The sequence below is a fragment of the Clostridium algidicarnis DSM 15099 genome (genome assembly GCF_002934235.1).
Taxonomy (GTDB): Bacteria; Bacillota; Clostridia; order Clostridiales; family Clostridiaceae; genus Clostridium_L; species Clostridium_L algidicarnis.
Genome location: NZ_PTIS01000004.1, coordinates 72,356 through 98,903 on the forward strand (window position 1 = coordinate 72,356; position 26,548 = coordinate 98,903).

The following is a 26,548-nucleotide window of genomic DNA, read 5'->3' on the forward strand; positions in this document are numbered from 1 at the left end:
CTTGTATTAATCTACATTTATACTTAAAACTAAGACATAGATACCTTTTTCTTTTTATTATATATGCTGTCTACTATTACAGCAATTGCATTATCACCAGAAATGTTGCAAGCTGTACCAAAGCTATCTTGAGTTATATAAAGGGCTATCATTAACGCAAGTTGTGCTTCAGTAAAGTGAAGGTTAGTTTGTAAAACACCAAGTGCAGCCATTACAGCACCACCTGGAACACCAGGAGCTGCAACCATTGTTACACCTAACATTGCTATAAAACCTAGCATTTGAGGCAATGTAAAGCTTACATTATTTAACATCATAACAGCTATAGCACAAGAGGTAAGCGTTATGGTACTTCCTGATAAATGTATAGTTGCGCATAAAGGAACTACAAACTCTCTAATTTCTTTAGAAACAGCATTATTTTCAGCGCATTTTAAATTTACTGGTATAGTAGCTGCTGAAGATTGTGTCCCTATTGCAGTTAAGTAACCTGGAACTTGATTCTTTATCATGCTGAATACATTTTTCTTAGATACCGCTCCAGCTATAGTAAATTGAATTAATATTATTAATAAATGCATAGCAATTACTATTAAGAATACCTTCCAGAATACAGATATAATTCGTCCAACCTCACCAGCATAAGTCATATTTGCAAATATACTAAGGATGTAGATTGGAAGTAAGGGTATGATAACATTAGAAATTGTTTTATCAACTATTTGTTGAAATTCAAAAGCAATTTTCTTAAGCCCTTCACCTTTTACTGCGGATATTCCAAGACCTAATAAGAATGCGAATACTAATGCACTCATAACAGTCATTATTGGATCCATTTCAATGGTAAAGAAAGGTTTTAAAAGATGTTCTTCTGGATTCACAGCATCATTTATCATGTTGGTTGCTTTAATGAAACTAGGGAATATATTTACACCAACTATGTAAGCAAAGAATCCAGAAATCAATGTAGATAAGTATGCAATACCAGCAGTAATTCCAAGGAGTTTACCTGCATTACCTCCAAGATCTGCTATACCCGATACTATGAAACCAAGAATTATTAAAGGTATAAGGAATCCTAAAAAGTTACCAAATATAGAACTAAAGGTAACAAATACCTTTACAACAACTTCAGGCATAAACTTTCCAATAAGTATACCGAGTATAATGGCAGCAATAAGTTTTGGAATAAGTCCAATTTTTTTTGTCTTGTCCAATTAAATCACTCCTTTAAATTATTAATGTTAGAGTTTATATGAATTTTTATAAAATAGATTTTAAAAAATTAAATGTAGAAAACAACATAGTGAACCATTGTTTGTTAAAATATTCTGAATATGACTTTAACCATAATATATAGCATAAACACTATAAAGTCAAATGAAAAGATAAAAATTTTAGTATTAAAAATAGAAAAAAATGCAACAATATGAAAACGTTTTTAAATGGCAGTAAGAAGGAGTAAATACTAGTAAACAGTAGGATAAGAGAATAGATTTAAGTATTCTTTCAAAATTAGAGTATGGATATGTGATAATAAGTTTGATATAATAAATACATACATAAAATTAATATTGTATCTCAGAGGGAAACAATATTGCTGAATGGAACTAAATATAAGGAGGCAATGATATGGGAAGCAAAGCTTTACAGAAATTTTTAAATGAGAATCTTAACGATTTAAAAAGCAAAGGCCTATATAATGAAATTAATGTTTTGGAGAGTGCTAATGGTCCAATAATAAAAGTGAAGGGCAAAGAGCTTATAAATTTATCATCAAACAACTATTTAGGATTAGCTAATAATGCTAAGATGATAGAAGCATCTATTAAAGCCACTAATGAATATGGTGTAGGTGCAGGAGCGGTTAGAACTATAAATGGAACATTAAAAATACATGAAGAACTTGAAAAGAAATTAGCTGAATTTAAGCATACAGAAGCTGCTATAGCATTTCAATCAGGATTTAATTGTAATGCAGGTGCTATACAGGCAGTTATGAATAAAAAGGACGCTATATTATCTGATGAATTAAATCATGCATCTATAATAGATGGGTGTAAATTATCAGGAGCTAAGATTATAAGATATAAGCATAATGACATGGAAGATTTGAAAGTAAAAGCAAAAGAAGCAAAAGAAAGTGGATTATATGAAAAGTTAATGGTTATTAGTGATGGAGTTTTCTCTATGGACGGAGATGTTGTTAATTTACCAGGACTTGTAGAGGCGGCAGAAGAGTTTGATTTAATAAGCTATATAGATGATGCGCATGGTTCAGGAGTTATGGGAAAAGGTGTTGGAACAGTAAAGCACTTTGGACTATCTGATAAAGTAGATTTCCAAATGGGTACTTTATCAAAAGCTATGGGTGTAGTTGGTGGATATGTAGCTGGTACTCAAGATTTAATAGATTGGTTAAAAGTTAGAGCAAGACCTTTCTTATTTTCAACATCATTAACACCAGCTTCTTGTGGAGCTATAATTGAAGCTTTAAATATAATGACGAAAAGCACAGATCTTGTAGATAAGGTTTGGGAAAATGGAAATTATTTAAAGAAGGGTTTAAAGGAATTAGGATTTAATATAGGTCATAGTGAGACACCTATAACTCCGTGTATAATAGGAGAAGAAAAATTAGCACAACAATTTAGTAAAAGATTAATGGAAGAAGGAGTTTATGCTAAGTCTATAGTATTCCCAACAGTACCAATGGGAACTGGAAGAGTTAGAAATATGCCTACAGCAGCTCATACAAAGGAAATGTTAGATAAGGCACTTACCATATATGAAAAGGTTGGTAAGGAATTAGGTGTAATTAAATAATATTAACTAAATTTTAGGAGGATTATTATGAAGAAGATATTAGTTACAGGAGCCCTTGGACAAATTGGTTCTGAGTTGGTAATGCATATGAGAAGCATATATGGTAATAACAACGTAATTGCAACAGATATAAGAAGAATAGATGGAAATCCAGCAGTAGAATCTGGGCCATTTGAAGTACTAGATGTTTTAGATGCTAAAAAGATGGCAGAAGTTGCGAAAAAACATGGAGTAGATACAATAATACATCTTGCAGCTTTATTATCAGCAGTAGCAGAAGCTAAACCTGTTCTTGCTTGGGAAATAAACATGGGAGGATTATTTAATGCTTTAGAGGTTGCTAGAGAGTTAAAATGTTCTTTTTTCACACCAAGTTCTATAGGTGCATTTGGACCTAATACACCAAAAGACAATACACCACAAGATACTATTCAAAGGCCAGAAACCATGTACGGGGTAACCAAGGTTTCAGGAGAAGTATTATGTGATTATTATTTCAAAAGATTTGGAGTAGATACTAGAGGAGTAAGATTCCCAGGATTAATATCCTATACAACAGCTCCAGGTGGTGGAACTACTGATTATGCAGTAGATATATATTACAAAGCACTTCAAGAAGGTAAATATACATCTTATATCGCAGAAAACACATATATGGATATGATGTATATGCCAGATGCATTAAATGCTATAGTGACACTATTAGAAGCAGATTCATCAAAGCTTATCCACAGAAATGCATTTAATATAACAGCTATGAGCTTTGAACCTACAATGTTAGCAAATGAAATAAAGAAACATATACCAAACTTTACTATGAATTATGATGTAGACCCTGTAAGACAAGCTATTGCAGATTCATGGCCAAATTCTATAGATTGTTCAGCAGCAAAAGCCGAGTGGGGATTTAATGCAAAGTATGATTTAGAAAATATGACACAAGATATGCTTCAAAAACTAGCTAAAAAATTGAATATAAGATAAATATAATTTATATCAATCTTATTTAGAGGAATATTATGAGTGAAAAGTTTTTTATCGTTAACAGCAAAGTATTACCAGATGTTTTTCAAAAGGTAATTCAAGTGAAAGAACTCATATACACAGAAGAAGTTAAGGATATATCAGAAGGGGTAAAAGAAGTTGGTATAAGTAGAAGCGCATATTACAAGTATAAAGACAATGTATTTTCAATGTCAGAGAATATGAAGGGACAAAAAGCTACTATTGCTCTTCTTATTGCTCATGAATCTGGGACTTTATCTAAAATACTAGATAAGATAGCAGAAAATAAGGGAAACATCATGACTATAAACCAGGATATACCTATAAATAATGCAGCTAATGTAACAATTACTTTTGATATATCAAAGATGGAAGTGGATATGAAAAATGTCTTAGAAGATATAAGAACAATAGATAACGTAATAAAGGTAAAACTTATTGCATTAGAATAATATAATAAAATTAACCTTTCTAAATATCATAAATAAAAAAGTACTTAATAACCTTTTAGATTGTTAAGTACTCTTTTATTTATGCTTTATTTTTTTGATACAGTCTCTTCATTTATGGCATATATGTGCTTAAGTAAGCTTTTGATATCTTCTCTAAGCTCTATAGATTTCTCTTTATCTAGATTTGTACTACATAATATTGATTTTGGAATTTCTAATGCCTTTTGTCTTAAATCTACACCTGCTTTTGTTAAGGTTATTAATACTTTTCTTTCATCATCTTTTTGACGTTCTCTTAATAATAGACCGTTTTCTTCCATCTTTTTAAGAAGTGGGGTGAGAGTACCGGAATCTAGGTATAATCTATTACCTAATTCTTTAACTGTAACCTTGTCCTTTTCCCACAAAGCTAATAAAGCGATATACTGAGTATAGGTAAGCCCAAGCTTTTCTAAGAAAGGTCTATATAAACGTATGATTTCTTTAGAACAAGCATATATAGAAAAGCAAAGCTGATTATCTAAGTTTAATATGTCTTCATTCATAGTTGCACCTCTTTTTTTATAATGGATATAATTATAAAATTATATCGAATACAATTAGTTATATTATAAGTGTTATAGATATTTGTTGTCAAGGAAAAAGTTAAATTAGATAATATAGAAGTTTGTAGATAAACCCTTTATAAGTTATAGAATAGTAATCATATAAGATATATAATGTTTATACAGTATGAAATAAGAAAGGGATGTTGTTTTATGAACAAAGATGTGTTTATAAAGAATAGAGAAAGGCTAAGTAAAGAATTAAAAGATAACTCTATCTTGGTAATGTTTTCAGGAGTTGCTCCAAAAAAGTCTGCTGATGAAGAATATCCATTTACTCCAAATAGAAATTTTTATTATCTAACTGGAATTAATGAGGAGCATGTGATTTTGCTAATGGTGAAACAAAATGATATTGTAGAAGAATTTTTATTTATAAGAAGGCCTAATCCTGTTATGGAGAAATGGGTAGGAAAAACAATAAGTGATGAAAAGGCTAAAGAGTGTTCAGGAGTTAATAATATAAAATATACTGATGAGTTTGAAAGATTAATTCATGAATTTATATCTATAAAGAATCTTTGTATAGTGTATATGGATCTTGAAAAGGATGCCTTTAGTTCCATGCCAAATAATGTGCAAAGCTTTGCTTATAAAATGAAAGAAAACTATGTTCAAGTAAACATTAAAAATATATATAACGATATAGAGAAATTAAGGGCTATAAAATCTAAAGAAGAGGTAATGGAATTAAGGAATGCTATAGATATAACTAAAGATGGAATAGAAGCTTTAATGAAAAATTGCAAACCGGGAATGAAAGAATATGAGATTGAAGCTTACTTTGATTTTGTGTTAAAAACTAAGGGTATTAAAGATTTCTCATTTAAAACTATTGCAGCTACAGGTAAAAATGCCACAGTGCTTCATTATGTAGCAAATGATGGTGAGCTTAAAGATGAAGATCTAATATTATTCGATTTAGGAGCTCAATTAAATTATTATAATGCGGATATAAGTAGGACATTCCCTGTAAGTGGAAAGTTTACAGAAAGGCAAAAACAAATATATAACATAGTATTGAAAGCAGAGCTTGAAGTTATAAAGATTATAAAACCAGGGGTTCCATTTCCAGAATTAAACAAGCTTGCTAAACGTATACTTGCTGATGGATTAAAAGAAATAAATATTATAGATAAGGATGAAGACTTATCAAAATACTATTTTCATGGAGTGAGTCATCATTTAGGACTAGATACTCATGATGTAGGATCAAGGGAAGGCCTTTTAGAACCGGGCATGGTAATTACCGTAGAACCAGGATTGTATATAGAAGAAGAGAAGATAGGCATTAGAATAGAAGATGATATCTTAGTTACAGAAAATGGAGCTGAAGTTTTATCAAAGGATATAATTAAAACTGTAGAAGAAATAGAAAAGTTTATGGCAATATAAATTTACATTTGAAAATTAATATTCTTTATAATTTGAATAAAAAGCATATGTAATGATAACACTAAAATAATGGCTATTGACATTAAAACCTTAATTCATTATTATGTATGTAGAATATATAATAATTATTGCTATGAAAAGATGAGTAGTAAGGTAACTGCCTAAAAGAGAGCTGGGGTAGCTGAAAACCAGAGGTGAGGATCTTTATGAATATGGTCTTGGAGCATATTTTCTAAGCTTTAAGTTAAGAAGATACGGTATCCTCCGTTAACGGGAAAGGTGATGGTCACTATAAGTGATATCACTTATAGAGTTGCTGTTGGTGACAACAGCATAAACTAGAGTGGGAATCGCGTTAATATTACGCCTCTATGTGTAGATACACATAGAGGCTTTTTGTTACAAATAATTTTAGAAAACTTTTATAAGATTAAGACTATGTTAAAATTAAACATGAAAATTAAAGGAGGAAGCAAACTAATGTGCGAAGAGAAAAAAACCTTTTATATTACAACACCGATATATTACCCTTCAACTAATCTGCATATAGGAAATGCATACACCACAGTTGCAGCAGATGCTATTGCTAGATTTAAAAGATTGAGTGGATATGATGTTATGTTTTTAACAGGAACCGATGAACACGGTCAAAAAATTCAAAGAATAGCTGAAGAAAATGGTGTAAAACCTAAGGAATATGTGGATAAAGTAGTAGATGGAATTAAGGAATTATGGAAGTTATTGAATATAAGTTATGATAAATTTATAAGAACTACAGATGATAGTCATATTAAAGCAGTTCAAGATATATTTGTAAAGCTTTATGAGAATGGTGATATATATAAAGGTTCTTATGAAGGGTCCTATTGTACTCCATGTGAATCATTTTGGACAGACACGCAACTATTAGATGGTAAGTGCCCAGACTGCGGAAGAAGCGTGGAAAAGGCAAAAGAAGAGGCTTATTTCTTTAAAATGAGTAAATATGCAGAAAGACTTTTGCAATATATAGAAGCTAATCCAAGCTTCATACAACCAGAATCCAGAAAAAATGAAATGATAAATAACTTTTTGAAGCCAGGATTACAAGATTTATGTGTATCAAGAACTTCATTTGATTGGGGAATACCAGTAGAGTTTGATAAAAGTCATGTAGTATATGTATGGATAGATGCATTATCTAATTATATAACAGCATTGGGATATGGAAGTGAAAACACTAAACTTTATGAAAAGTATTGGCCAGCAGATGTTCATTTAATTGGTAAAGATATTTTAAGATTTCATACGATTTATTGGCCAATTATGCTTATGGCATTAGATTTACCTCTTCCAAAACAAATATTTGGTCATGGATGGCTTTTGGTTGATGGTGGTAAGATGTCAAAATCTAAAGGAAATGTTGTTGATCCTGTAATACTTTCAGAGCACTTTGGTGTAGATTCTATAAGATATTATCTTTTAAGGGAAATACCTTTTGGCTCAGATGGTACCTTTACAAATGAAATGTTTATAAAAAAGATAAACTCAGATTTAGCTAATGATCTAGGAAACCTAGTATCAAGAACAATTACCATGATAGAAAAGTATTTTGATGGAGTGATACCAGCACCAACAGCTACAGAACCTATAGATAATGAACTTATAAGGCTTGCACTAGATACTCCAGAACTTGTTGAAAAGTCCTTAGATGATTTAAAACTATCTGAAGCCTTATCTCATATATGGACTTTAATAGGAAGGTGTAATAAATATATAGATGAAACAACACCGTGGATTTTAGCAAAAGAAGAAGAGCAAAAAGAAAGATTAGGAACAGTTCTTTATAACCTTGCTGAAGCACTTAGAATAATATCAGTACTTATATCACCTTTTTTACCAGATACTTCAGATAAGATAAGAGAACAGTTAGGGGTTGAAATATGTACTTGGGATAGCATTGCTTCTTTTGATGGCATAAGTGCAGGTACTAAGGTTAAAAAGGGTAGCATAATATTTCCAAGAATAGATTTAGAAGAAAAGATTAAAGAATTAGAGGTTTTAAAAGTAAATAATAATACAGAAAAAGAAGAAGAATCTTCAAAGCCTATTAAGCCAGAAATAACTATAGAAGATTTTGAAAAAATAGACTTAAGGGTGGCTAAAGTATTAGAATGTGAAGCCATTAAAGGTGCAAAAAAGCTATTGAAGCTTAAAGTTGATTTAGGAGGAGAGATAAGACAGGTTATATCAGGAATAGCAAAACATTATAAACCTGAGGAGTTAGTGGGTAAAAATGTGGTTCTAGTAGCTAATTTAAAACCTGCAAAACTAAGAGGGGAATTATCAGAGGGAATGATACTTGCAGCATCTAACGAAGATGATAGTATACTCTATGTTATAGATTCACCAAGTGAATTAAAATTAGGCAGTGAAATAAGATAAATAAAGTGGGATCTTACAACTTTTTTGTAGGGTCCCACATCTTACAATTAAAGATTTTATTTTTATATGTTTTCTTTTAATGCTTGTACATTTAGAATTAATACATAATCTTTTTCGTAGTCTATTATTCCATCCTCTTTTAATTTTATAAGTTCTCTTGATAGAGAAGGTCTTTGGACACCTAAATTATAAGCCCATTCTTGTTTAGACATTTTAAGTGAAATTTTATTATTGGAATGAGAGTATTCGCTATATAAAAATTCACAAATTTTTTGTCTTATAGTTTTTAAAGTAACTTGTTTAATTTTTGAGCTTAAGGCCATCGCTTTGTTTGATAAAAGATTTAAAAATGAATATAAAAATTCTAAATTTTGTTGACAAAGAACTGCGACCACATCTTTTGAAATGTGAAGTACTAAGCTATCACTTTTAGTAGCTACGGTCATAGGATATATATTTCTATCTCCAAAAAGTAAGTTTTCACCAAAGATATCACCAGTTTTTAAACTAGCTACAGATAAAAGTTTTCCGCTTGGGTCTACCTTTTGTATTTCAACATTACCTTTTAATATTATACTTAAGTTTAAGCACATGTCATCTTCCATAAATATTATCTCATCTTTAGAATAAGATGCAATTTTAACATCCTTAGAATTTAGCAAAAGGTCTAAGTCATTTTGATTAAAGTTCTCAAAAAGGGGTAGGTTCACAAGAAGACATTTATAATCTGATTTAATCATAACTGGATTTTCACTCCTTTTAATTTATCATAAAGTTTTTATTATAACATTTTTCATTAAAAAATGATGCAAATAAGTATTGGATTATTAACAAAGTATATTATAATTATACATTATAATATACTTTGTTAATGTAATTTAAATCACACTATGGTTTACTTAATAAAATATAAAGAATATCTTTATTAGTTGTAAATATCTAAGAGTTATGCTATCAATATAATATCAAGTGATTCGCAGAAAGGAAGTATAATATGAAAAACTTTATTCCATGTATAGTAGGTGCTGTAATAGGATATATAACAAACTGGCTTGCAATTAAAATGCTGTTTAGACCTTATGAAGAGAAAAGAATATTTGGCATTAAGGTGCCGTTTACTCCTGGACTTATACCAAAAGAAAAACAAAGAATTGCCAAAAGTGTAAGTGAGGCTATAGCCAACCACTTGTTATCTAAGGATACCATAGTAAAAGCATTATGTAGCCCTAATATATATAGTCATATTTACAATATGGTTGAAACTAAAATAAAAGATATATATTCATCTACTAAAAATTTAAAGGCTTTAATGGAAGAAAACTTAGGTTTTGATCAAAGAAATATTGACAATATAAATGAAAATATATATGTAGGGGTTTTAAATAACTTAAATGATAATGTTAAAGATAAGATAGTAAAAGAAATATATAATCTGTTCCAAAAAGAATTAAAAAAGGAGCCATTAATATTAGAACACATTTTAAAAGAAGAAAGTATGGGTAAAATATCAGAGATTGTATATAATTATGCATCATCTAAGGATTTTCATCAAAATATAAAAGAAAAGATAAATAAAAAGCTAGGAGAATTAATTTATACTGAAAAGAGACTGAAAGAAGTCATTCCTAAAAATATGATAGATGTAGTAGATGACTTTATATATGAAAATAGGGATAAGATAACAAGAGATATCTTATCCTTATTAGAGGAACCTGATACAAAAGTCAAGATAAAAGTAGCTATTTCTGAAGGCATAGGAACTAATGTAAATCCTTTGGTAGCAATGTTTTTAAATCCTGAAACCTTATATAATAAATTCCTAGATTTTTCTAAAGAATATTTAAAAGAAGATGAAAATAAAAAGCAAATATGCGTAGTAATAAAAAATTATATAGATAAGCTAATGGATGGAAGTGTAAGCGAAATTATAAAGGCGGTAGAGTATTCTAAAATAGAAATTATCATTGATAATTTAGTAAATGATCTGCAAAGCAATGTATTTTCAATAGAAGTAATAAAAGAAGGAATATATGGAATAAAAACTAAATTATTAGGCCATAATTCTATAGACGAAGTATTATTAAATTTTAATCCAAGTTATAAAGAAAACTTATACGGCGTTATAAAGAGATTTGTATATGAGGTAGTGGATGGAGATCGTACTCAGACTATAATTAAAGAGGGTATATCTAAGATTATAAGTGTAACAATAGATAGACCTATTAATAGCTTAATTAAAGTTGAGGAAGATATATTAATAAAATCATCTAACATTTACATAAAAAGTGTTTATGATAGATTTATACAAAAGCAAGCTTCTGATGTAATTGAGATATTGAATATTGAAAAAATTGTAGAAGATAATATTAACTCTTTTGAAGTAGATTTTGCAGAAGAAGTGATTGTGGGTATTGCACATGAAGAGCTTAAAGCAATAACTTGGCTTGGTGCGTTATTAGGAGGACTTATAGGTCTTGTTACACCTTTTTTATATCTTTAAGAGTATAGATATAATTAATGTGTGATAATAGGTTTATTAACTTGTAATATATTATTTTATAATTAAAAGATTAATATTGGAGATATAAAGCAATGTATAACTTAGACAAGGGGGATATTCGTATGTGTAATGATGTTAAAATTAATATTTTTGATTCCCATGCTCATTATGATGATGAAGCTTTTAACGAAGATGTGGAAGGAGTAATAAAAGATATTAAAGATAAAGGTGTAATAGGTGTTATAAATTGTGGGTCTTCCTTAAAAGCTTGTGAAAGCACATTAGAATTATCCAAAAGACATGAAATTTTCTATGCTGCATTAGGTATACACCCTGAAAATGCAAATGAATGGAATGAAGATGTATATAAGTGGATAAAGTCTAATAAGGATAACCCAAAATTAAAAGCTATAGGTGAAATTGGTCTTGATTATTATTGGGAAGGGAATCCACACAAGGATATACAAAAGAAAGTATTTAGAGAGCAGATGCAACTTGCAAATGAAATGAATCTTCCTGTAATTATACATGATAGGGATGCACATAAAGACACATTAGATATAATAAAAGAATTTCCAGAAGTAAAGGGGGTTCTCCACTGCTTTTCTGGTAGTGTAGAATTTGCTAGGGAGTGTTTAAAAGAAGGGTATTATTTAGGATTCACAGGTGTTGTAACATTTAAAAATGCAAGAAAGGTCATAGATGTAGTAAAAGATGTACCTTTAGACAAAATGTTAGTAGAAACGGATGCTCCTTATATGGCACCAGTACCTTATAGAGGAAAGAGGAACAAATCCGATTATATAGAGCATATAATAAAAAGAATATCAGAAATAAAAGATTTATCAATGGAGGAAATTAGTCATATAACTATAAGAAATACTAAGGCTTTATTTGATATAAAATAGAGCCTTAACTGGTACAATATAGATAAGTTTTAATTTGTAATACTGCATTAAATTTAAAAAGTAAACATATAATTATATCAAATAAACAAACTCTAAAATCATTTAAATTGCCAAAATATAGAAGAACAAATATGTAAAACTCCCATGAAAAGGGCTAAATTTGTGTAAAAAGCTATCATTATTTATTTTTTAAATTTAGCTAAAGTCAGTCTATTCAAGGCCTAGAGCATAAAGTTTGACAACAATATTCATTATGGTTATAATGTAAAAGTGCTCTTGCCAGAGGGAGGTAGTTCATTATGTTTGACAAGTTCAAAAGTAAAATTAAAAATTATTTTTCGAACGGTCCAAAGGCAGCATTTGTTATGTCCCTAATTGTAATGGGACTTTTAGTCACAATTTTTAACATGAAAAAAGAGATAACATTGGTAATAGACGGAAAGGAATCTAAAATAGCAACATATAAAGGGACCGTACAGGGGGCTTTACACGATAATAAAATAGTGTTAGGTCCTAAAGATAAGGTAGATCTTGGAGTAAATGAAAAAATCAAAAAAGGAGATCAAATCCACATAAAAAGAGCAGTGGATGTAAATGTAGAAGTAGATGGAGAAGTTTTAAGCATCCTTACTTCTGAAGATAATATTGAATCTATGTTAAACTCAGAAGGAATTTCTCTAGAAGAAGAGGATAGAGTATCACCTTCTTTAGAGTCCCCTATAGAAGAGGGGTTGAACGTTGATATTACAAGGGTAAAAACTGAGATATTAGCAGAAAATCTACCTTTAGATTTTAATACTACAATAAAAAAGGACGAAAAGTTAGCTAATACAGTAAACAAAATAGTTCAAGAAGGTGCACAGGGAGAGAAAATAGTCTCTACTAAAATAATCTATGAAAATGGCAAGGAAATAGATAGAAAAGTGATAAGTGAAATTGTAGTAAAAGAACCTGTAGATAAAGTAGTACTCCAAGGATCCTTAGGAGTTTTGACTGCATCAAGAGGTAGTGGCGAAGATGTATTATATAAAAAGACTATAAAGGTTAGAGCAACAGCTTATTATAATAGTGGAAATAATGGAAATCACATTACGGCTACTGGAACTAGTACTAAGAGAAATCCAAGTGGGTATAGTAGCATAGCTGTGGATCCAAGGGTAATTCCCCTAGGTACTAAGATGTATATAGAAGGCTATGGATATGCCATTGCTGAAGATACGGGTGGTGCTATAAAGGGTAACACAATAGATGTGTTTTTTAACTCAGCTAGTGAAAGCTATAACTGGGGAGTAAAATATGTAAATGTATATATTCTGAATTAATAAGGGGCTTAATAAGCCCTCTTTTTGATGGGAAGGGGATAGTTTTGATAAAAGAAGTTATAGTGGTAGAAGGAAGAGACGATATAACTGCAGTTAAAAGAGCCGTGGATGCGGAAGTTTTAGCGGTAGGCGGCTTTGGTATTAATAGGTCAGTTATAGATAAGATAAAAGAAGCTCAAAAAAGACAAGGGGTAATAATTTTAACAGATCCAGATTTTGCAGGAGAAAAAATAAGAAGTATAATAGCTAAAAGGGTGTCAGGAGTAAAACATGCATATATATCGCAAGCAGAAGGAACTAAAGATGGAGATATAGGAGTAGAGAATGCTTCACCTGAAACAATAATAAGAGCTATTAAAAAAGCTAAGTGTGAGATTAAAGATAAGGTTACTACATTTACCATAGCAGATATGATGAATTATGGATTAGTAGGAGATAAGAAGTCTAGTTTAAAAAGAGATAAGCTTGGAAAAGAGTTGGGAATAGGATATGGAAATTCAGCAAGATTTATTTCAAGATTAAATAGTTTTGGAATAGAAAAAAGTGAGTTTTTAGAAGCTTTGGAAAGAATAGAACTTAATAATAAATAATATATAATAATAACTATACATAATTAAATAAAAAAGAGGTTAATAACATATGGGAGATTATAGAACAAAGGAAATAGTTGATAGATATAAATTTAAGTTTACTAAAACATTAGGCCAAAACTTTCTAGTTGATGATAAGGTTATTGAAGATCTAGTAAATGGAGCAGAAATAACATCACAGGATTTTGTCATAGAAATAGGGCCAGGTGTTGGTACGGTTACACGAGAGATACTGAAAAAGGCTAAAAGAGTTACAGCTATAGAAATAGACAGAGATCTTATACCTATTTTAGTAGAAGAATTAAGGGAGTTTGATAACTTTCAATTAGTGCATAAAGATGCTTTAAAGATTGATTATAATGAAATCATTGGAGAAGAGACTAAGGTAAAACTGGTTGCCAACCTACCTTATTATCTTACAACACCAATAATAGCAAGATTACTAAATGGTAAATACGACTTTCAGAGTTTAACCGTAATGATTCAAAAAGAAGTAGCTGACAGAATTCATGCAAAGCCAAGTACTAAAGAATATGGGGCATTATCTTTATTAGTACAATATTACTGTGATACTAGTGTTATAAGGACCGTATCTCCAACTTGTTTTTTGCCTAGGCCTAAAGTAGACTCTATAATTATCAGGTTAGATAGACTTTCAAAACCAAGAGTTGAAGTAACCAATGAAGAATTATTCTTTAAAATTATAAGAAGCTCTTTCAATATGAGAAGGAAAACTTTGCCAAATGGTTTAAAAGTATTGGGTTTTTCTAAAGAACTTATAGAACAAGCTTTTAAGTCAAGCAATATTGATGTCATGAGAAGAGGTGAAACTTTATCTATAGAAGAATTTGCTATGCTTGCAAACAATATAGATGAACTTTCAAATAATTAAAAGTTATATAATAATATCATGGAAAAAGCTAAGATAAAACTCTTAGCTTTTTTTAATTTGTTTTTTGAGTTCACTTTTAAAAAAACTACTCATATACTATATTGAAGAAATATAGTATGGAGGGAATTAAATTGGCTCACAAGAAGTCTTATAGTAGATATTTCGTTATATTGCAAGAAGATGAAAAGGGATGTGCCTTAGCAAGTGATAAACAGCCTTCGGGGTATAGCAAGATAGAATTAAAAAATGAAAAATTAAGAATGTCCTACTATGTTCAAAACTTAAAAAGAGAAGATAACCCTTATTATATGCTAATAGTATGTAATAAAAGAGATGTTAATAAAATTATAAATATAGGGGTTTTGAACATAGACGATAATGGAAGAGCAGATGTATCCTATGAATTCGATGCAGATAATATAGGGGGAACAGGCATAGCGTTAGAGGATATTGGTGGTACAGCTATATTAAAAAGGTCTAACAGTAAGAGAACTATACCTATGAGTGGATTTTTAAGTAGTGATAAACCTAAGAACTGGAAGGAATATGATATTTTAGAAATTAAATTAAATAGAGATGTAACTGAAAATAAGATGAATAAAGATAATCAATCTATAATTATTAAAAAGGATGTAGAAATATCTAAGGACTCTGTAAAAGAAGACAATAAAAAGAAGGATAAAACAATAAACTTTGAAGAAAGAAAGATTGAAAATAAACCAGAAATAGAAGTAAATATACTAAATAAAAAGGCAAAAGAGAAAAGTTCTATAAGAGATACAAAAAAGAATATAGAAGAAAATATAGAGACCTTTAAAGATGAGGTAAAGGAAATAAAAGAAGATATAAATAATAAAGAGGGTCATGAACATAGATTAAATTTACAAGAGAACTTTAATGAGTATGAAGATAATATAGAAAGGATTAAACAAAAGAAGCTTGAAGTGGCAGATGGTGAAGAAGATGTAAATTTAACTTATGAGTCAGAAGTAATAGAGGAAATAGATAATGAAGATATTCTTCATAAAAAAGAAGAAGACGTTTTTTGTGAAAGAGAAGATGATGGAATAACTGATAACAGAGAAGATGAAGAGTTTTTAGAAGATAGGTATAATAAAAAACATTGCGGATTAGAAAAAGATAAGTGTGCAACAGCTGATACTGAAGACTTTTTCGAAGGAATTGTAAAAGGCTTTGAAAGTGTCAATGGATTTGAAAATCAAATTAAATATTGCGCATGGTATAAGGTCCCTACAAAAAACATTGAGAGCTTATTAAATAATTCTAACTACACAAGATATACTGTTATATATTATCCTATGATAAATTATTATCCATATATCAAAAAGTATGAACACTATATGGTGGGATATAAGTATAATAAAGATAACAGATTAAGATATATAGTATATGCAGTTCCAGGCACTAAAGATAGAAGAGAACAACCATATGGTGGGAAGACAGGATTTATCACTTGGATGCCTTCAAAAACTGATGAAAACTTTGGATATTGGCTTATGTTTTATGACTTTAGGAATAGCATAACTGTAGTACCTATGAAGTAATAATATAGTAAAATATATATAAATTAAGTACATTAAAGTTAAATAGTAAAAAGGTTAAAGAGTAAATTTGAAAGATTGATTTAACAAAAGACTTTCAAATTTGCTTTTTTTATTTAATGATAAAAATTTATGATATAAAGTATATTATTATTTATTGTAGGTTTAAGTCATAACTGAAAGATATAACTAATATAATTTTATAAGAGTATAAATCTTTTGGATAGGAGTGATAACGTGAAAGTAATCGTACTAAATAGGAAAAGATTAAAAATAACAACAGTTATAATTTTACTTATGGTAGTATTATTTAGTGCTGAAAAGATGTTTGATAATAATTTAAAGCTGGCGGCTTTAGTTAATAGTAATTTAGATGTGTTAAAGGAATATAAGGCATTAGAAAATAAATTTACATACAAACTTCCTGAAGACTTTGAAACTAAAGAAATAGATTTTGAAAGTAAGGAGATTGTATATCATAATGCTTTTAATTCTAAGGATCAGAAAATTTATGGATTCGTTCAAGTGTGGAATTATAAAGAAGATTTAAAGAGTTTTTTAGATAAAAGCAAAGAGGTATCACTTAAAGAAAATACGGTAAAAGATTATAGTATACAAGAAATTAATATTAATGAAAATAAGGCCTATGCTATATGTTATACTATGAAAAATGCTAAAGGATCAGTATATACAGCTAACGAGTTTTTCATAGATAATAAGGATAGTTATGTAAGGTTTTCTTTCTTTACTTTACAGAAAAACTATAAAGAAAATATGTTGTCTATATTTAAAGGACTGGCGTCTAGTTTTAAATATGAAAAATGATTTGCTTTAATTAAGTTAAAGTATTATAATTTTAATAAAAAGAATAGAGAAGCTATATAGCTTCTCTTGTTTTTTATGGAGGTAAATATGAAACCAATTCTATTCACTATATTTGGAATAAATATATATGGATATGGACTAATGATAGCCCTTGGAATATTGTTTGGATTTTTACTTTTAGATAAAAGGGCCAAAGATAAAGGTTATGATAGTGATACAATATTTGATGTTACTATATTTGCTATAATAGCAGGCGTTATAGGGGGAAAACTCTTATACATTATAACTGATATAAATGCAATAATTAATAATCCATCTATGCTCAAAGATGTAGGAAGTGGATTTGTCGTATATGGATCTATTATAGGAGGAGCTTTGGCGGTATACTTTTACTCAAAAAAGAATAAGTGGAATGTTTTAAAGATATTTGACTTAATGATACCCAGCGTTTCTTTAGCACAAGCCTTTGGAAGAATAGGGTGCCTTCTTGCAGGATGTTGTTATGGTGCACCAACAAATTCTCCCTTAAGTATAACTTTTACAAATACTTTACTTGCACCACTTGGAATTCCACTTCATCCAACACAGATATATTCTTCTATTCTTGATCTATTATTAACTTTATTATTATTATGGTATGATAAAAAAGAGCCAAAACAAGGCCGTGTATTTTCTATGTATATGATTTTATATAGTGTTGGAAGAATTTTAATAGAGTTTATAAGAGATGACCCAAGAGGAAATGTAGGTATATTTTCAACATCTCAATTTATAGGCATTATAACTATTGTATTAGGTATACTACTATTTAATGTAGATAAAATTAAAGGGAGATTGGTAAAGAGTGATAAAAAATAAAAAAGGGATAGTACTACTTTTTATGTTATCTTTAATTTGTCTATTTACTGGATGTACGAAAACAGAAAGTATTAAGGTGAAACTTGGATATAAAAATCAAGATTTTGATTTCATAAAGCAAAATGATGTACCAAAGATAACAATTCAAAGTAATAGGGATAATGGGTTTAAATTTATAGTAACAGATAAAAGAACTGTAAATGACATTTATAATATATTATCTAGCGGGAAAGCTGTTGAAGGAAAGACTAATTTAGATGCAGATTATACATTTGAAATTTATGAAAATGAAGATAAAATACATAAGTTTAGTTATGTTGCTGGGATTCAAGAAAAAGGTATGGGTAATTTTTATGATGAAAGTAAGAATTATGTGGTTTCAAAAAGAATAGATAATGATATAATTAAAAATATGGCTACACTTAGAAAACCAAGAAATTTTGAAACATTATACTATGACTCAATACTTGCGTTTATAGATCAAAATATTAAGAATACAATGAAAGATGAAAAGAAGATAGGCGTTAACATCTCAAATGATGTGGAAGTAGCTAAATATATGCTTTCTATTGATATAGAAGACTTTAAGATAAATCTAAAAAACAAAATGAGTAATTTGAGTTTGGTAGAAGATAACAAGGAAGATTTCGATATATTGATTAATGTAAAAACTTATGGATATAAGACAACAGTTTATAAAAGTGTAATTACACTATATAATAAAACAGATAATAGTGAAACTGATTATTATGTATGGTGTAAGAATGAAGATAAAGATTGGAAAATAAATATAACTGAAAAGAAGCCGCTAGACTTCTAATTTTATTGAAGGGGGATATTTTATGAGTAGTTGTTCAAGTTGTCCTAGTAAAGATAAATGTAGTGTTAAAAAAGAAGGAAAAGAAAGCTCGTGTTCAAAGCTTTTACCAAAGCATGGTAACATAAAAAATATAATAGGAGTAATCAGTGGTAAGGGTGGGGTTGGAAAGTCTACAGTAACTGGTATCTTGGCTGTGGCATTAAGAAACCAAGGATATAGTGTTGGAGTGCTAGATGCAGATATAACAGGTCCTTCAATGCCTAGATTTTTTGGAATAAATGAAAGAAGAGCATCTATGATTCCATCGGGAGAAAAAGATGAGGTGAAATTTATTCCAATTGAAACCAAACTTGGAATTAAGGTTATATCAATAAATTTGCTTACAGAAGAAGAAGAACAACCTGTTATTTGGAGAGGTCCAATTATAACAGGGGTTTTAAATCAGATGTATTCCGATACTGAGTGGGGGGAATTAGATTATCTATTAATAGATATGCCACCAGGTACTGGAGACATAGCACTTACTGTAATGCAAAGCTTCCCTATATCTAATATGGTAGTTGTTTCAACACCTCAAGATATGGTTTCTATGATAGTTAAAAAGGTAGTAATAATGACAGAAAAACTTGGGGTAAATGTTAAAGGCGTAGTACAAAATATGGCTTACATAGAATGTGACAGTTGTGGGGAAAGAATGAGAGTATTTAGCAAAAAGTCTGCAGAGGAACAAGCTGAATATTTAGGATTACCACTTTTAGCAGAATTACCTATAAATTTAGATTTAGTAGAGAATTTAGAAGCTGGAACAGCAGAAGAATATGTAAGGGGACATAAAGAGTATAACGAAATAATAAATAAAATAATATAATATATCTTTTAATAACTAAAAGCGTGCATAAACACTAGATATAATGCTCATAATAACTTTAAATAATTTAATATTAGTGGAGGTTTTTTTTATGAAAGCTAATGTAGATAAAGATGTTTGTATAGGATGCGGATTATGTCCTTCTATATGCATAGAAGTATTTGAAATGGATGATGATGGCAAAGCAAAGGTAATAGTAGATGAAGTACCAAAAGACCACATTGACGATGCTAAAGAAGCTGCTATAAGCTGCCCTGTAAATGCTATTTCAGTAGAATAAAAAAGAACGGATTGTTTAGACAATCCGTTCTTTTTTGTTAATATGTTAATGATTTATTGTTTTTGTTAGTAGAAGTCTAGAAGTCTTTGCTTTGATATAGATGAACAATTAGAAGAATATACATTTATATTATCTCCAGATTTTTTAAAACTAGAGGCTTTGTTTAAAGGCAATAAACAAAGAGTACAGTCTTCAAATATAATTAAGGCTTCTGATGATGAGTTTTCAATTATTTTACCTTTCATATATAAATCACCTCTTAATATATAGTATTACGAATAAGGTTAACTATATACTTATAAATAAAGATCTTTATATATTAATTTAAATACTTCAAGAGCCTCTTCGATTTTGTTTTGTAAAAGAAACTTTTTGCTTTCTAACTCAACAGCCCCCTCTGTAGTTAATGTATATATTTTCTGAAACTTTTTTTCTGGATTATCCCACTCACCTTTAACAAAGCCTTCCTTTTCATTCTTTTTAAGTATTGGATATATACCGCCAGTACTTGGTACCCATAGCCCATTAGTTTTTTCGCCTATCTTATGTGATATATCATTTCCATTAGTAGGACCTAAACTTAAGATGTAAAGTACATATACAGGAAGAAGGCCTTTTGTAAAAACTTGGCCTACTGCTTCCTTTTCTTTTTGTACTTTTTTAAGTTCTGATAGTTTTCGTTTATATTCTTCATATAAGCGTTTTTCTTCAGATTTTATTTCCTCATCACTAAAATCATTATTGTGCATATAATAAAACTACTCTTCTTTAAATATGGATATAGCTATGAAACCAGGGCCAGTATGAACACCTACTACAGGACCTACTTCGCCAAAACCTACAGTAGTAACATTATTATAATCCTTTAACATATCACGTATCTTTATACATTCTTCTAGGGCATCACCATGAGCTACCCAAAGGCTAGCTTTATGTTTGTCTATCTCATTTTTTATTATAGTTAAAAATTTTGATAGAGCTTGTTTTTTTCCTCTTATTTTATCATAGGTATAATAAACACCATCTTCGTTTATGGAGATTATAGGTTTTATATTAAGTAATTCTCCGATGGTTCCAGAGACTCTACCTATTCTGCCACCTTTTTTTAAATATTCTAGGGTATCAACCATAAAGAAAACAGATACTTTATCCTTTATCTTTGGCAGACTAGATACTATTGATTCATAACTTTCACCTTTATCTATTAACTTACCGCATTCTACTATTAGGGGAACTGTACCAAAAGATATTAATTTAGAATCAAAAATTGTAGATACTATTTCAGGATGATTTTCACTAATAAGCTTAAGGCTATTTGAGGTTCCAGATAAGCCACTAGATATACAAATTGCTATTGCATGAGTATACCCTTCTATTTTCAATTTCTCAAAAAGATTATTCATATCATTCATTGATGGTAATGAGGTTTTAGGTATTTCAACTTTTAAATTATCATATACATATTGAGGTGTTATATCCACTCTATCAGTATATTCCTTATCACGATAAATCACCTTAAGGGGTAGTATATGAACATTATATTTATTTATAAATTCTTCTGGTAAATCAGAAGTGCTATCTGCAATTAATGCTATTTTCTGTAGGTTTTCCAAATTTAACGCCTCCAAAACTTTATTTATTCTATTATATCAACATTCAACAACTATATCAATAGTGATATATATCAATAGTGATATAGTTATTAAATTTATATAAAAAAGATGTGTATAAGTGGTACGTCTTTTTAAAATATAATATTTATATAATAAAGTCTTAAAGATATTAATAGTTAGCGACCTTTTTAATGAAGAGATATTTCATTGGATTTATCTACTATATTCCACCAAGTTTTACCTTCACTTAATGAGACTATATTACCGTTCTCATCTTTTAACTCGGTGACACTATTTGAGTCTTTCTTACTCCAAAGTATTGGGATTACCTTACCTTGGCTTAATACATAGCCATTACCTTCACCAACTAAAGGTATTTCCACGTGAATTTTGTCTTTGCTTAAAGTTATAGTAGTTTGTTGAATAACTATGTTATTTAATTCTATTTCAGAGTTATTTGATTTGTCTATAAATATATCTTCACCAATAAACTTTTTATATATACCTTCTTCATACTTATAAGATGTATCATAATATTTATTCATATTTATTTTTATATCCCTGCAATTTTTAAAATCTTTATTATTCCAATAAGAAGAATCAAATTTTAAATTCGAAGTTGGAATTTTGTTAAATTGTTTTTCGGTTAATAGTGACGTTATTTTTTCACTTGACGTATAAAGGTTATGGGGAGGCTTTTTAGAATTATCTCTCCAATATGAATCACCAAATCTCATTTCATTTAGACTCATAAGATTATTTGAATCAATTGATTTTAAAGCATCTTCACTTCCTCCGCAATGTGCAAAGGGAAGATCTAGGCTTTGAGATATTTCTATGAAATAAGGTCGTACACTTCGAATTGGGCCTATTTTTTTAGCTATTTCCATGTGAAATAGGGCTATGAACCTAGATATACCACCTTCGGCCATGGTTTCAAAAACAATGTCTGCATTAGATAATCCTGACTGAGGTCTGGCATCCTTTGAATTTTCTATTATAGCCATAAAAGGTAGTGAGGTATTGTTTGAAGTCATGGGTTTACCTGTAAAAGGGAAGGTCTTTTCTTCTATAGAATCAGAAACATCAATAGGTAAAGGTTCAGTATTGTTAGGCATGATAGCTTCGCTAGATGAGCACCCGTATAAGATTGTAGAGATTATTAGTATAGATAAAATCTTTTTATTCATCTTTTCCTCCTAAGGTTTAAATTTATCCGATGGCCACCATCCATAACACACCTATCCTCTTCAAGGTGGGGATGACGGATACTACGCCCCTTTATAAGTTCTTCTAATACCAAGATGGAGAGAGGCATTCCTTATAAGCAAACTCCACCTGTGTCTAAGAATCACTTTATCATAGGGTAGTAATTAAAAAAATATAGATATTTAATTATATGCCTTAAATAAATAATTAATTCCGATAAAACAAACAATAATGATTTTCTTTATTGGAATTGAATCTAAATTGAATTATACTGTATATAAAGAATAGATTGGAGAGGTGATTACGATGGAATTTTTTATTAAAGATTTAAATTCTTCTGATTATGAGGGATTAATTTATCCACTTTTTTATGAGGATAATGGGGAAGATACTTGTGATTGTGTAAAGTCTAAGGTTCAAAAATTAAAGAGCTCAGACAAGTTTAAAGGTGAATGTGGAGAAATATTTTGTATAGTAGAAGAGACTGAAGATAAACTTCAATATACTTTATTATTAGGACTTGGGAAAAAAGAAGAACTAACTTCAGAAGGAATAAGGATAGCCTATTCTAAGGTTTTAAAAAAGGTAAAAGAACTTAAGCTTAGCATGATAGCTGTGAAAATGTTCAATTCAGAAAAGATATGTATAAAAAGAAGAATAAAGGCTATGTATGAAGGAATGGTTCTTGGAGATTATAAGTTTGATAAGTATATAAGTGATAAAAAAGAATCTTCAGTAAAGAGCATATTTATAAAAGCTATTAAAGATGAAGACATAAATAAGGCACAAGAAGCATTAGATGAAATTAAGATTTTAACATCATCAGTTATTGAGGCAAGGAACTTAGTAAATGAACCAGCTAACATACTTTATCCTAAAGAATTAGCTAAAAGAGCTGAAAGGATCGGAGAAGAGTATGGATTTGAAGTGGATGTTTATGGCAAAGATAAAATAGAAGAATTAGGAATGCATTCATTTCTCGAGGTAGCTAAAGGTTCATCAAGATCTCCAAAGCTCATAGTTATGAGATACATGGGTGATGAAGAAAATAAAGAAGATATCCTAGGGCTTGTAGGTAAAGGTCTTACTTATGATTCAGGTGGATATTCAATAAAGCCAACAGATGGAATGGTTATGATGAAAAGTGATATGGGTGGTGCGGCAGCTGTTATAGGAGCTATGGCATCTATATCTAAGATGAAATTAAAGACTAATGTTGTTGCAGTTATTGCTTCTTGCGAAAATATGATTTCTGGAAAGGCTTACAAGCCAGGAGATATAATATCTTCTATGGCAGGTAAAACTATAGAAGTATTAAATACAGATGCAGAAGGACGTTTAACATTAATAGACGCAGTTCATTATATAATAGAAAAAGAAAATGTAAGTAAGGTTATAGATTTGGCTACACTTACTGGAGCTGTATTAGTTGCTTTAGGTGATACTACAACAGGAGTGGTTACAAATAATAAAGACTTTTACAAAGAGCTTCAAAGAGCTTCAGAGCTTTCAGGAGAAAAGGTTTGGGAACTTCCATCCTTTGATGAATATAAAAAGCTTATTAAATCAGATATAGCAGATTATAAAAATATTGGTGGAAGAAATGCTGGTACCATAACAGCAGGGTTATTTATAGGCGAATTTGTACAAAATAAGCCATGGTTACATTTAGATATAGCTGGAACAGCATGGAGCGAAAAAGATAATGGATACTTATCTAAAGGTGGAACAGGGGCAGGAGTTAGAACTTTATATTATTTAGCAAAAGAAAAGTGTGAGTAAATAGTATGAAGTAAGAAGTAAAATGAAGGGAGAACTTTATATGAATTACAAAGATAGATATAACAGTTGGATTGAAGATCAGTATATTGATGAAGATACAAAAAAAGAGCTTAGAGATTTAAAGGGCAATGAAGCTGAGATAGAGGATAGGTTTTACAAAGATCTAGAGTTTGGAACAGCTGGATTAAGAGGTAAGCTTGGCGCTGGCACTAACAGGATGAATGTTTATAACATATCTAAGGTCACCCAAGGTCTTGCTGATTATATTAAATCAAGAGGGCAAGATTATGTTAAAAGAGGAGTTGCTATAGCATATGATTGTAGACACTTTTCTGCAGAATTTGCAAAGACAGCATCATTAGTATTAGCTGCAAATGGAATAAAAGCTTTTCTATTTGAAAGCTTAAGACCTACACCAGAGCTTTCATTTGCAGTTAGAACATTAGGAACAGCAGCAGGAATTGTAGTTACTGCTAGTCATAATCCTAGGGAATACAATGGCTATAAAGTCTATTTTGAAGATGGAGCGCAAATTTTAAGTGAAATGGCTGATTCTATAGTTGAAAATATTCAACAAATTAAGAGCTTTAATATGGTAAAGACTATAACAGAAGAAGAGGCTTTGAATAAAGGGCTACTTAATTACTTAGGCAAAGAAATGGATGATATGTATATATCTATGGTTAAAGACTTAAGTATAAGGGATGATGTAGATAAATCTATAAAGATAGTATATACACCGTTAAATGGAACAGGTAATATACCAGTTAGAAGAGTTCTTAAAGAAAGAGGATTTACTAACATAATTGTAGTACCTGAGCAAGAATGTCCTGACCCAGACTTTACAACAGTAGGCTATCCTAATCCTGAAGATACAAAGGCGTTTAAATATGCAGAAGCATTAGGAAAAAAGGAAGGTGCAGAGCTTTTAATTGCTACAGATCCTGATTGTGATAGACTTGCTATAGAGGTTAGAGATCATAATGGAGAGTATGTACCATTTACAGGTAACCAAACTGGTGCTATCTTAATAAAATATATACTTGAAGGTCTTAAAGCCAAGAATAAGCTACCTAAAAATGGTGCTATAGTTAAGTCTATAGTAACTGGGGATTTAGGTAAAAGAATAGCAATGGATTATGGAGTTAAAACTTATGAAGCATTAACAGGGTTCAAAAATATATGTGGAAAGATTCCTGAATTTGAAAAAACAGGGGAAGCTGAATTTATATTTGGATACGAAGAGAGCATAGGTTATGTAACTGGTACAAAGGTTAGAGATAAAGATGGAGTAAGTGCTTCTATGTTATTATGTGAGGCGGCAGCCTACTATAAATCTCAAGGTAAAACGTTGATACAGGTACTTAACGAAGTTTATAGTGAATATGGATATTATAGAGAAAAGCAGATATCATTAGTTCTTGAAGGTGTTGAAGGAAAAGCTAGAATTGAAAGAATGATGGTTCAGTACAGAGATAACTTCATAAAAGAATTTAATGGTGCAAAACTTGAAAAGTATACAGACTTTAATGAAGGAACTACACTTAATATAGCCACAGGAGAAAAAGAAAGTTCCGGAATACCAAAGTCAGATGTACTTAAGTTTATTTTTGATGATAAGAGTTGGTATGCGGTAAGACCATCTGGAACAGAGCCTAAAATAAAGCTTTATATTTATACTATAGATGAAAATTTAGAAAAAGCAGATAAGAAGATAAAGGATATTGAAACTTTAGTTTTAGAAAAGCTAGATAAAGTTAAATAATAAAATAAAAAGAAGTTTATAAGATAATTTTCTTATAAACTTCTTTT

The 26,548-nt window shown here is 29.8% G+C and carries 25 protein-coding genes and 1 other annotated feature; of the genes, 18 read left to right on the top strand and 7 right to left on the bottom strand.

Going from position 1 to position 26,548, the window contains the following annotated elements:
* Positions 1 to 29: 29 nt before the first annotated feature.
* On the bottom strand, positions 30 to 1,217 hold the full coding sequence (locus BD821_RS04660) for a dicarboxylate/amino acid:cation symporter (RefSeq protein WP_104409534.1): 1,188 nt from the start codon (positions 1,215 to 1,217) through the stop codon (positions 30 to 32).
* Between the two features lie 415 nt (positions 1,218 to 1,632).
* On the opposite strand from BD821_RS04660, the gene BD821_RS04665 reads away from it, so the two are divergent.
* From BD821_RS04665 to BD821_RS04675, 3 genes are read left to right on the top strand one after another with little or no spacing between them, the layout of a single operon-like run.
* Positions 1,633 to 2,826 carry a glycine C-acetyltransferase gene (locus BD821_RS04665; protein ID WP_104409535.1) on the top strand — a complete coding sequence of 398 codons (1,194 nt, stop codon included), beginning with the start codon at positions 1,633 to 1,635 and terminating at the stop codon, positions 2,824 to 2,826.
* A gap of 27 nt (positions 2,827 to 2,853) precedes the next feature.
* Positions 2,854 to 3,810, top strand: a complete 957-nt coding sequence (locus tag BD821_RS04670; RefSeq protein WP_104409536.1) for an L-threonine 3-dehydrogenase — start codon at positions 2,854 to 2,856, stop codon at positions 3,808 to 3,810.
* 35 nt (positions 3,811 to 3,845) lie between these two features.
* Positions 3,846 to 4,283 (top strand): ACT domain-containing protein, encoded by a 438-nt coding sequence (locus BD821_RS04675; RefSeq protein WP_104409537.1) that lies wholly within the window; start codon positions 3,846 to 3,848, stop codon positions 4,281 to 4,283.
* A gap of 86 nt (positions 4,284 to 4,369) precedes the next feature.
* Here the strand turns inward: BD821_RS04675 and BD821_RS04680 are convergent, their stop codons facing one another.
* Complete coding sequence (locus tag BD821_RS04680; protein ID WP_029451543.1) at positions 4,370 to 4,828, bottom strand: MarR family winged helix-turn-helix transcriptional regulator; 459 nt, start codon at positions 4,826 to 4,828, stop codon at positions 4,370 to 4,372.
* Positions 4,829 to 5,041: 213 nt separating this feature from the next.
* Here BD821_RS04680 and BD821_RS04685 point away from each other — a divergent pair, with 213 nt between their 5' ends.
* The gene (locus BD821_RS04685; RefSeq protein WP_104409538.1) at positions 5,042 to 6,283 is read left to right on the top strand and encodes an aminopeptidase P family protein; all 1,242 of its coding nucleotides are present in this window, start codon (positions 5,042 to 5,044) and stop codon (positions 6,281 to 6,283) included.
* A gap of 124 nt (positions 6,284 to 6,407) precedes the next feature.
* Positions 6,408 to 6,657 (top strand) — a binding site (T-box leader).
* Between the two features lie 106 nt (positions 6,658 to 6,763).
* Positions 6,764 to 8,707, top strand: coding sequence for a methionine--tRNA ligase (metG, locus tag BD821_RS04690; RefSeq protein ID WP_104409539.1), 1,944 nt, complete (start codon positions 6,764 to 6,766; stop codon positions 8,705 to 8,707).
* 62 nt (positions 8,708 to 8,769) lie between these two features.
* On the opposite strand, the gene BD821_RS04695 is transcribed toward metG, so the two are convergent.
* The gene (locus BD821_RS04695) at positions 8,770 to 9,447 is read right to left on the bottom strand and encodes a Crp/Fnr family transcriptional regulator (protein ID WP_104409540.1); all 678 of its coding nucleotides are present in this window, start codon (positions 9,445 to 9,447) and stop codon (positions 8,770 to 8,772) included.
* Positions 9,448 to 9,701: 254 nt separating this feature from the next.
* Here BD821_RS04695 and BD821_RS04700 point away from each other — a divergent pair, with 254 nt between their 5' ends.
* From BD821_RS04700 to BD821_RS04750, 11 genes are all read left to right on the top strand, one after another.
* Positions 9,702 to 11,207 carry a DUF445 family protein gene (locus BD821_RS04700; RefSeq protein ID WP_104409541.1) on the top strand — a complete coding sequence of 502 codons (1,506 nt, stop codon included), beginning with the start codon at positions 9,702 to 9,704 and terminating at the stop codon, positions 11,205 to 11,207.
* 122 nt (positions 11,208 to 11,329) lie between these two features.
* Entirely contained in the window at positions 11,330 to 12,115 is a 786-nt protein-coding gene (locus tag BD821_RS04705) for a TatD family hydrolase (protein ID WP_104409542.1), read from the top strand.
* Positions 12,116 to 12,414: 299 nt separating this feature from the next.
* Positions 12,415 to 13,437, top strand: a complete 1,023-nt coding sequence (locus tag BD821_RS04710; protein ID WP_029451532.1) for a 3D domain-containing protein — start codon at positions 12,415 to 12,417, stop codon at positions 13,435 to 13,437.
* A gap of 44 nt (positions 13,438 to 13,481) precedes the next feature.
* Complete coding sequence (gene rnmV / locus BD821_RS04715) at positions 13,482 to 14,027, top strand: ribonuclease M5 (protein WP_104409543.1); 546 nt, start codon at positions 13,482 to 13,484, stop codon at positions 14,025 to 14,027.
* Between the two features lie 49 nt (positions 14,028 to 14,076).
* The gene (gene rsmA, locus BD821_RS04720) at positions 14,077 to 14,919 is read left to right on the top strand and encodes a 16S rRNA (adenine(1518)-N(6)/adenine(1519)-N(6))-dimethyltransferase RsmA (protein WP_104409544.1); all 843 of its coding nucleotides are present in this window, start codon (positions 14,077 to 14,079) and stop codon (positions 14,917 to 14,919) included.
* Positions 14,920 to 15,050: 131 nt separating this feature from the next.
* Positions 15,051 to 16,484: a DUF7922 domain-containing protein gene (locus tag BD821_RS04725; RefSeq protein ID WP_104409545.1), complete on the top strand. Its 1,434-nt coding sequence runs from the start codon at positions 15,051 to 15,053 to the stop codon at positions 16,482 to 16,484.
* Positions 16,485 to 16,718: 234 nt separating this feature from the next.
* Positions 16,719 to 17,306: a hypothetical protein gene (locus BD821_RS04730; protein ID WP_185157980.1), complete on the top strand. Its 588-nt coding sequence runs from the start codon at positions 16,719 to 16,721 to the stop codon at positions 17,304 to 17,306.
* An 87-nt stretch (positions 17,307 to 17,393) separates the two neighbouring features.
* On the top strand, positions 17,394 to 18,164 hold the full coding sequence (locus BD821_RS04735; RefSeq protein ID WP_029451525.1) for a prolipoprotein diacylglyceryl transferase: 771 nt from the start codon (positions 17,394 to 17,396) through the stop codon (positions 18,162 to 18,164).
* Complete coding sequence (locus BD821_RS04740; RefSeq protein WP_104409546.1) at positions 18,151 to 18,984, top strand: YhfM domain-containing protein; 834 nt, start codon at positions 18,151 to 18,153, stop codon at positions 18,982 to 18,984. The genes BD821_RS04735 and BD821_RS04740 overlap by 14 nt, the downstream gene beginning before the upstream one ends.
* 22 nt (positions 18,985 to 19,006) lie before the next feature.
* The gene (locus BD821_RS04745; RefSeq protein ID WP_104409547.1) at positions 19,007 to 19,852 is read left to right on the top strand and encodes an Mrp/NBP35 family ATP-binding protein; all 846 of its coding nucleotides are present in this window, start codon (positions 19,007 to 19,009) and stop codon (positions 19,850 to 19,852) included.
* A gap of 91 nt (positions 19,853 to 19,943) precedes the next feature.
* On the top strand, positions 19,944 to 20,132 hold the full coding sequence (locus tag BD821_RS04750) for a ferredoxin (protein ID WP_029451522.1): 189 nt from the start codon (positions 19,944 to 19,946) through the stop codon (positions 20,130 to 20,132).
* A gap of 65 nt (positions 20,133 to 20,197) precedes the next feature.
* On the opposite strand, the gene BD821_RS04755 is transcribed toward BD821_RS04750, so the two are convergent.
* The 4 genes from BD821_RS04755 to BD821_RS04770 all read right to left on the bottom strand — a co-directional run bounded on the left by BD821_RS04755 (position 20,198) and on the right by BD821_RS04770 (position 22,935).
* Positions 20,198 to 20,377, bottom strand: a complete 180-nt coding sequence (locus BD821_RS04755; RefSeq protein ID WP_029451521.1) for a hypothetical protein — start codon at positions 20,375 to 20,377, stop codon at positions 20,198 to 20,200.
* A 51-nt stretch (positions 20,378 to 20,428) separates the two neighbouring features.
* A complete protein-coding gene (locus BD821_RS04760) occupies positions 20,429 to 20,881 on the bottom strand; it encodes a PadR family transcriptional regulator (protein WP_029451520.1) in 453 nt (150 codons plus the stop codon).
* A 9-nt stretch (positions 20,882 to 20,890) separates the two neighbouring features.
* Entirely contained in the window at positions 20,891 to 21,745 is an 855-nt protein-coding gene (locus BD821_RS04765; protein WP_029451517.1) for a DegV family protein, read from the bottom strand.
* Positions 21,746 to 21,933: 188 nt separating this feature from the next.
* Positions 21,934 to 22,935, bottom strand: coding sequence for a DUF3048 domain-containing protein (locus tag BD821_RS04770; RefSeq protein ID WP_104409548.1), 1,002 nt, complete (start codon positions 22,933 to 22,935; stop codon positions 21,934 to 21,936).
* A gap of 325 nt (positions 22,936 to 23,260) precedes the next feature.
* On the opposite strand from BD821_RS04770, the gene BD821_RS04775 reads away from it, so the two are divergent.
* Both BD821_RS04775 and BD821_RS04780 read left to right on the top strand, forming a co-directional pair.
* Positions 23,261 to 24,736, top strand: coding sequence for a leucyl aminopeptidase (locus tag BD821_RS04775; protein ID WP_104409549.1), 1,476 nt, complete (start codon positions 23,261 to 23,263; stop codon positions 24,734 to 24,736).
* Positions 24,737 to 24,776: 40 nt separating this feature from the next.
* Complete coding sequence (locus BD821_RS04780; protein WP_104409550.1) at positions 24,777 to 26,501, top strand: phospho-sugar mutase; 1,725 nt, start codon at positions 24,777 to 24,779, stop codon at positions 26,499 to 26,501.
* Positions 26,502 to 26,548: the final 47 nt, after the last annotated feature.

Coding starts and splice junctions, on each gene's coding strand:
- BD821_RS04665 (WP_104409535.1), top strand. CDS start 1,633: ATGGGAAGCAAAGCTTTACAGAAATTTTTAAATGAGAATCTTAACGAT.
- BD821_RS04670 (WP_104409536.1), top strand. CDS start 2,854: ATGAAGAAGATATTAGTTACAGGAGCCCTTGGACAAATTGGTTCTGAG.
- BD821_RS04675 (WP_104409537.1), top strand. CDS start 3,846: ATGAGTGAAAAGTTTTTTATCGTTAACAGCAAAGTATTACCAGATGTT.
- BD821_RS04680 (WP_029451543.1), bottom strand. CDS start 4,828: ATGAATGAAGACATATTAAACTTAGATAATCAGCTTTGCTTTTCTATA.
- BD821_RS04685 (WP_104409538.1), top strand. CDS start 5,042: ATGAACAAAGATGTGTTTATAAAGAATAGAGAAAGGCTAAGTAAAGAA.
- metG (WP_104409539.1), top strand. CDS start 6,764: ATGTGCGAAGAGAAAAAAACCTTTTATATTACAACACCGATATATTAC.
- BD821_RS04695 (WP_104409540.1), bottom strand. CDS start 9,447: ATGATTAAATCAGATTATAAATGTCTTCTTGTGAACCTACCCCTTTTT.
- BD821_RS04700 (WP_104409541.1), top strand. CDS start 9,702: ATGAAAAACTTTATTCCATGTATAGTAGGTGCTGTAATAGGATATATA.
- BD821_RS04705 (WP_104409542.1), top strand. CDS start 11,330: ATGTGTAATGATGTTAAAATTAATATTTTTGATTCCCATGCTCATTAT.
- BD821_RS04710 (WP_029451532.1), top strand. CDS start 12,415: ATGTTTGACAAGTTCAAAAGTAAAATTAAAAATTATTTTTCGAACGGT.
- rsmA (WP_104409544.1), top strand. CDS start 14,077: ATGGGAGATTATAGAACAAAGGAAATAGTTGATAGATATAAATTTAAG.
- BD821_RS04735 (WP_029451525.1), top strand. CDS start 17,394: ATGAAACCAATTCTATTCACTATATTTGGAATAAATATATATGGATAT.
- BD821_RS04745 (WP_104409547.1), top strand. CDS start 19,007: ATGAGTAGTTGTTCAAGTTGTCCTAGTAAAGATAAATGTAGTGTTAAA.
- BD821_RS04750 (WP_029451522.1), top strand. CDS start 19,944: ATGAAAGCTAATGTAGATAAAGATGTTTGTATAGGATGCGGATTATGT.
- BD821_RS04755 (WP_029451521.1), bottom strand. CDS start 20,377: ATGAAAGGTAAAATAATTGAAAACTCATCATCAGAAGCCTTAATTATA.
- BD821_RS04760 (WP_029451520.1), bottom strand. CDS start 20,881: ATGCACAATAATGATTTTAGTGATGAGGAAATAAAATCTGAAGAAAAA.
- BD821_RS04770 (WP_104409548.1), bottom strand. CDS start 22,935: ATGAATAAAAAGATTTTATCTATACTAATAATCTCTACAATCTTATAC.
- BD821_RS04775 (WP_104409549.1), top strand. CDS start 23,261: ATGGAATTTTTTATTAAAGATTTAAATTCTTCTGATTATGAGGGATTA.
- BD821_RS04780 (WP_104409550.1), top strand. CDS start 24,777: ATGAATTACAAAGATAGATATAACAGTTGGATTGAAGATCAGTATATT.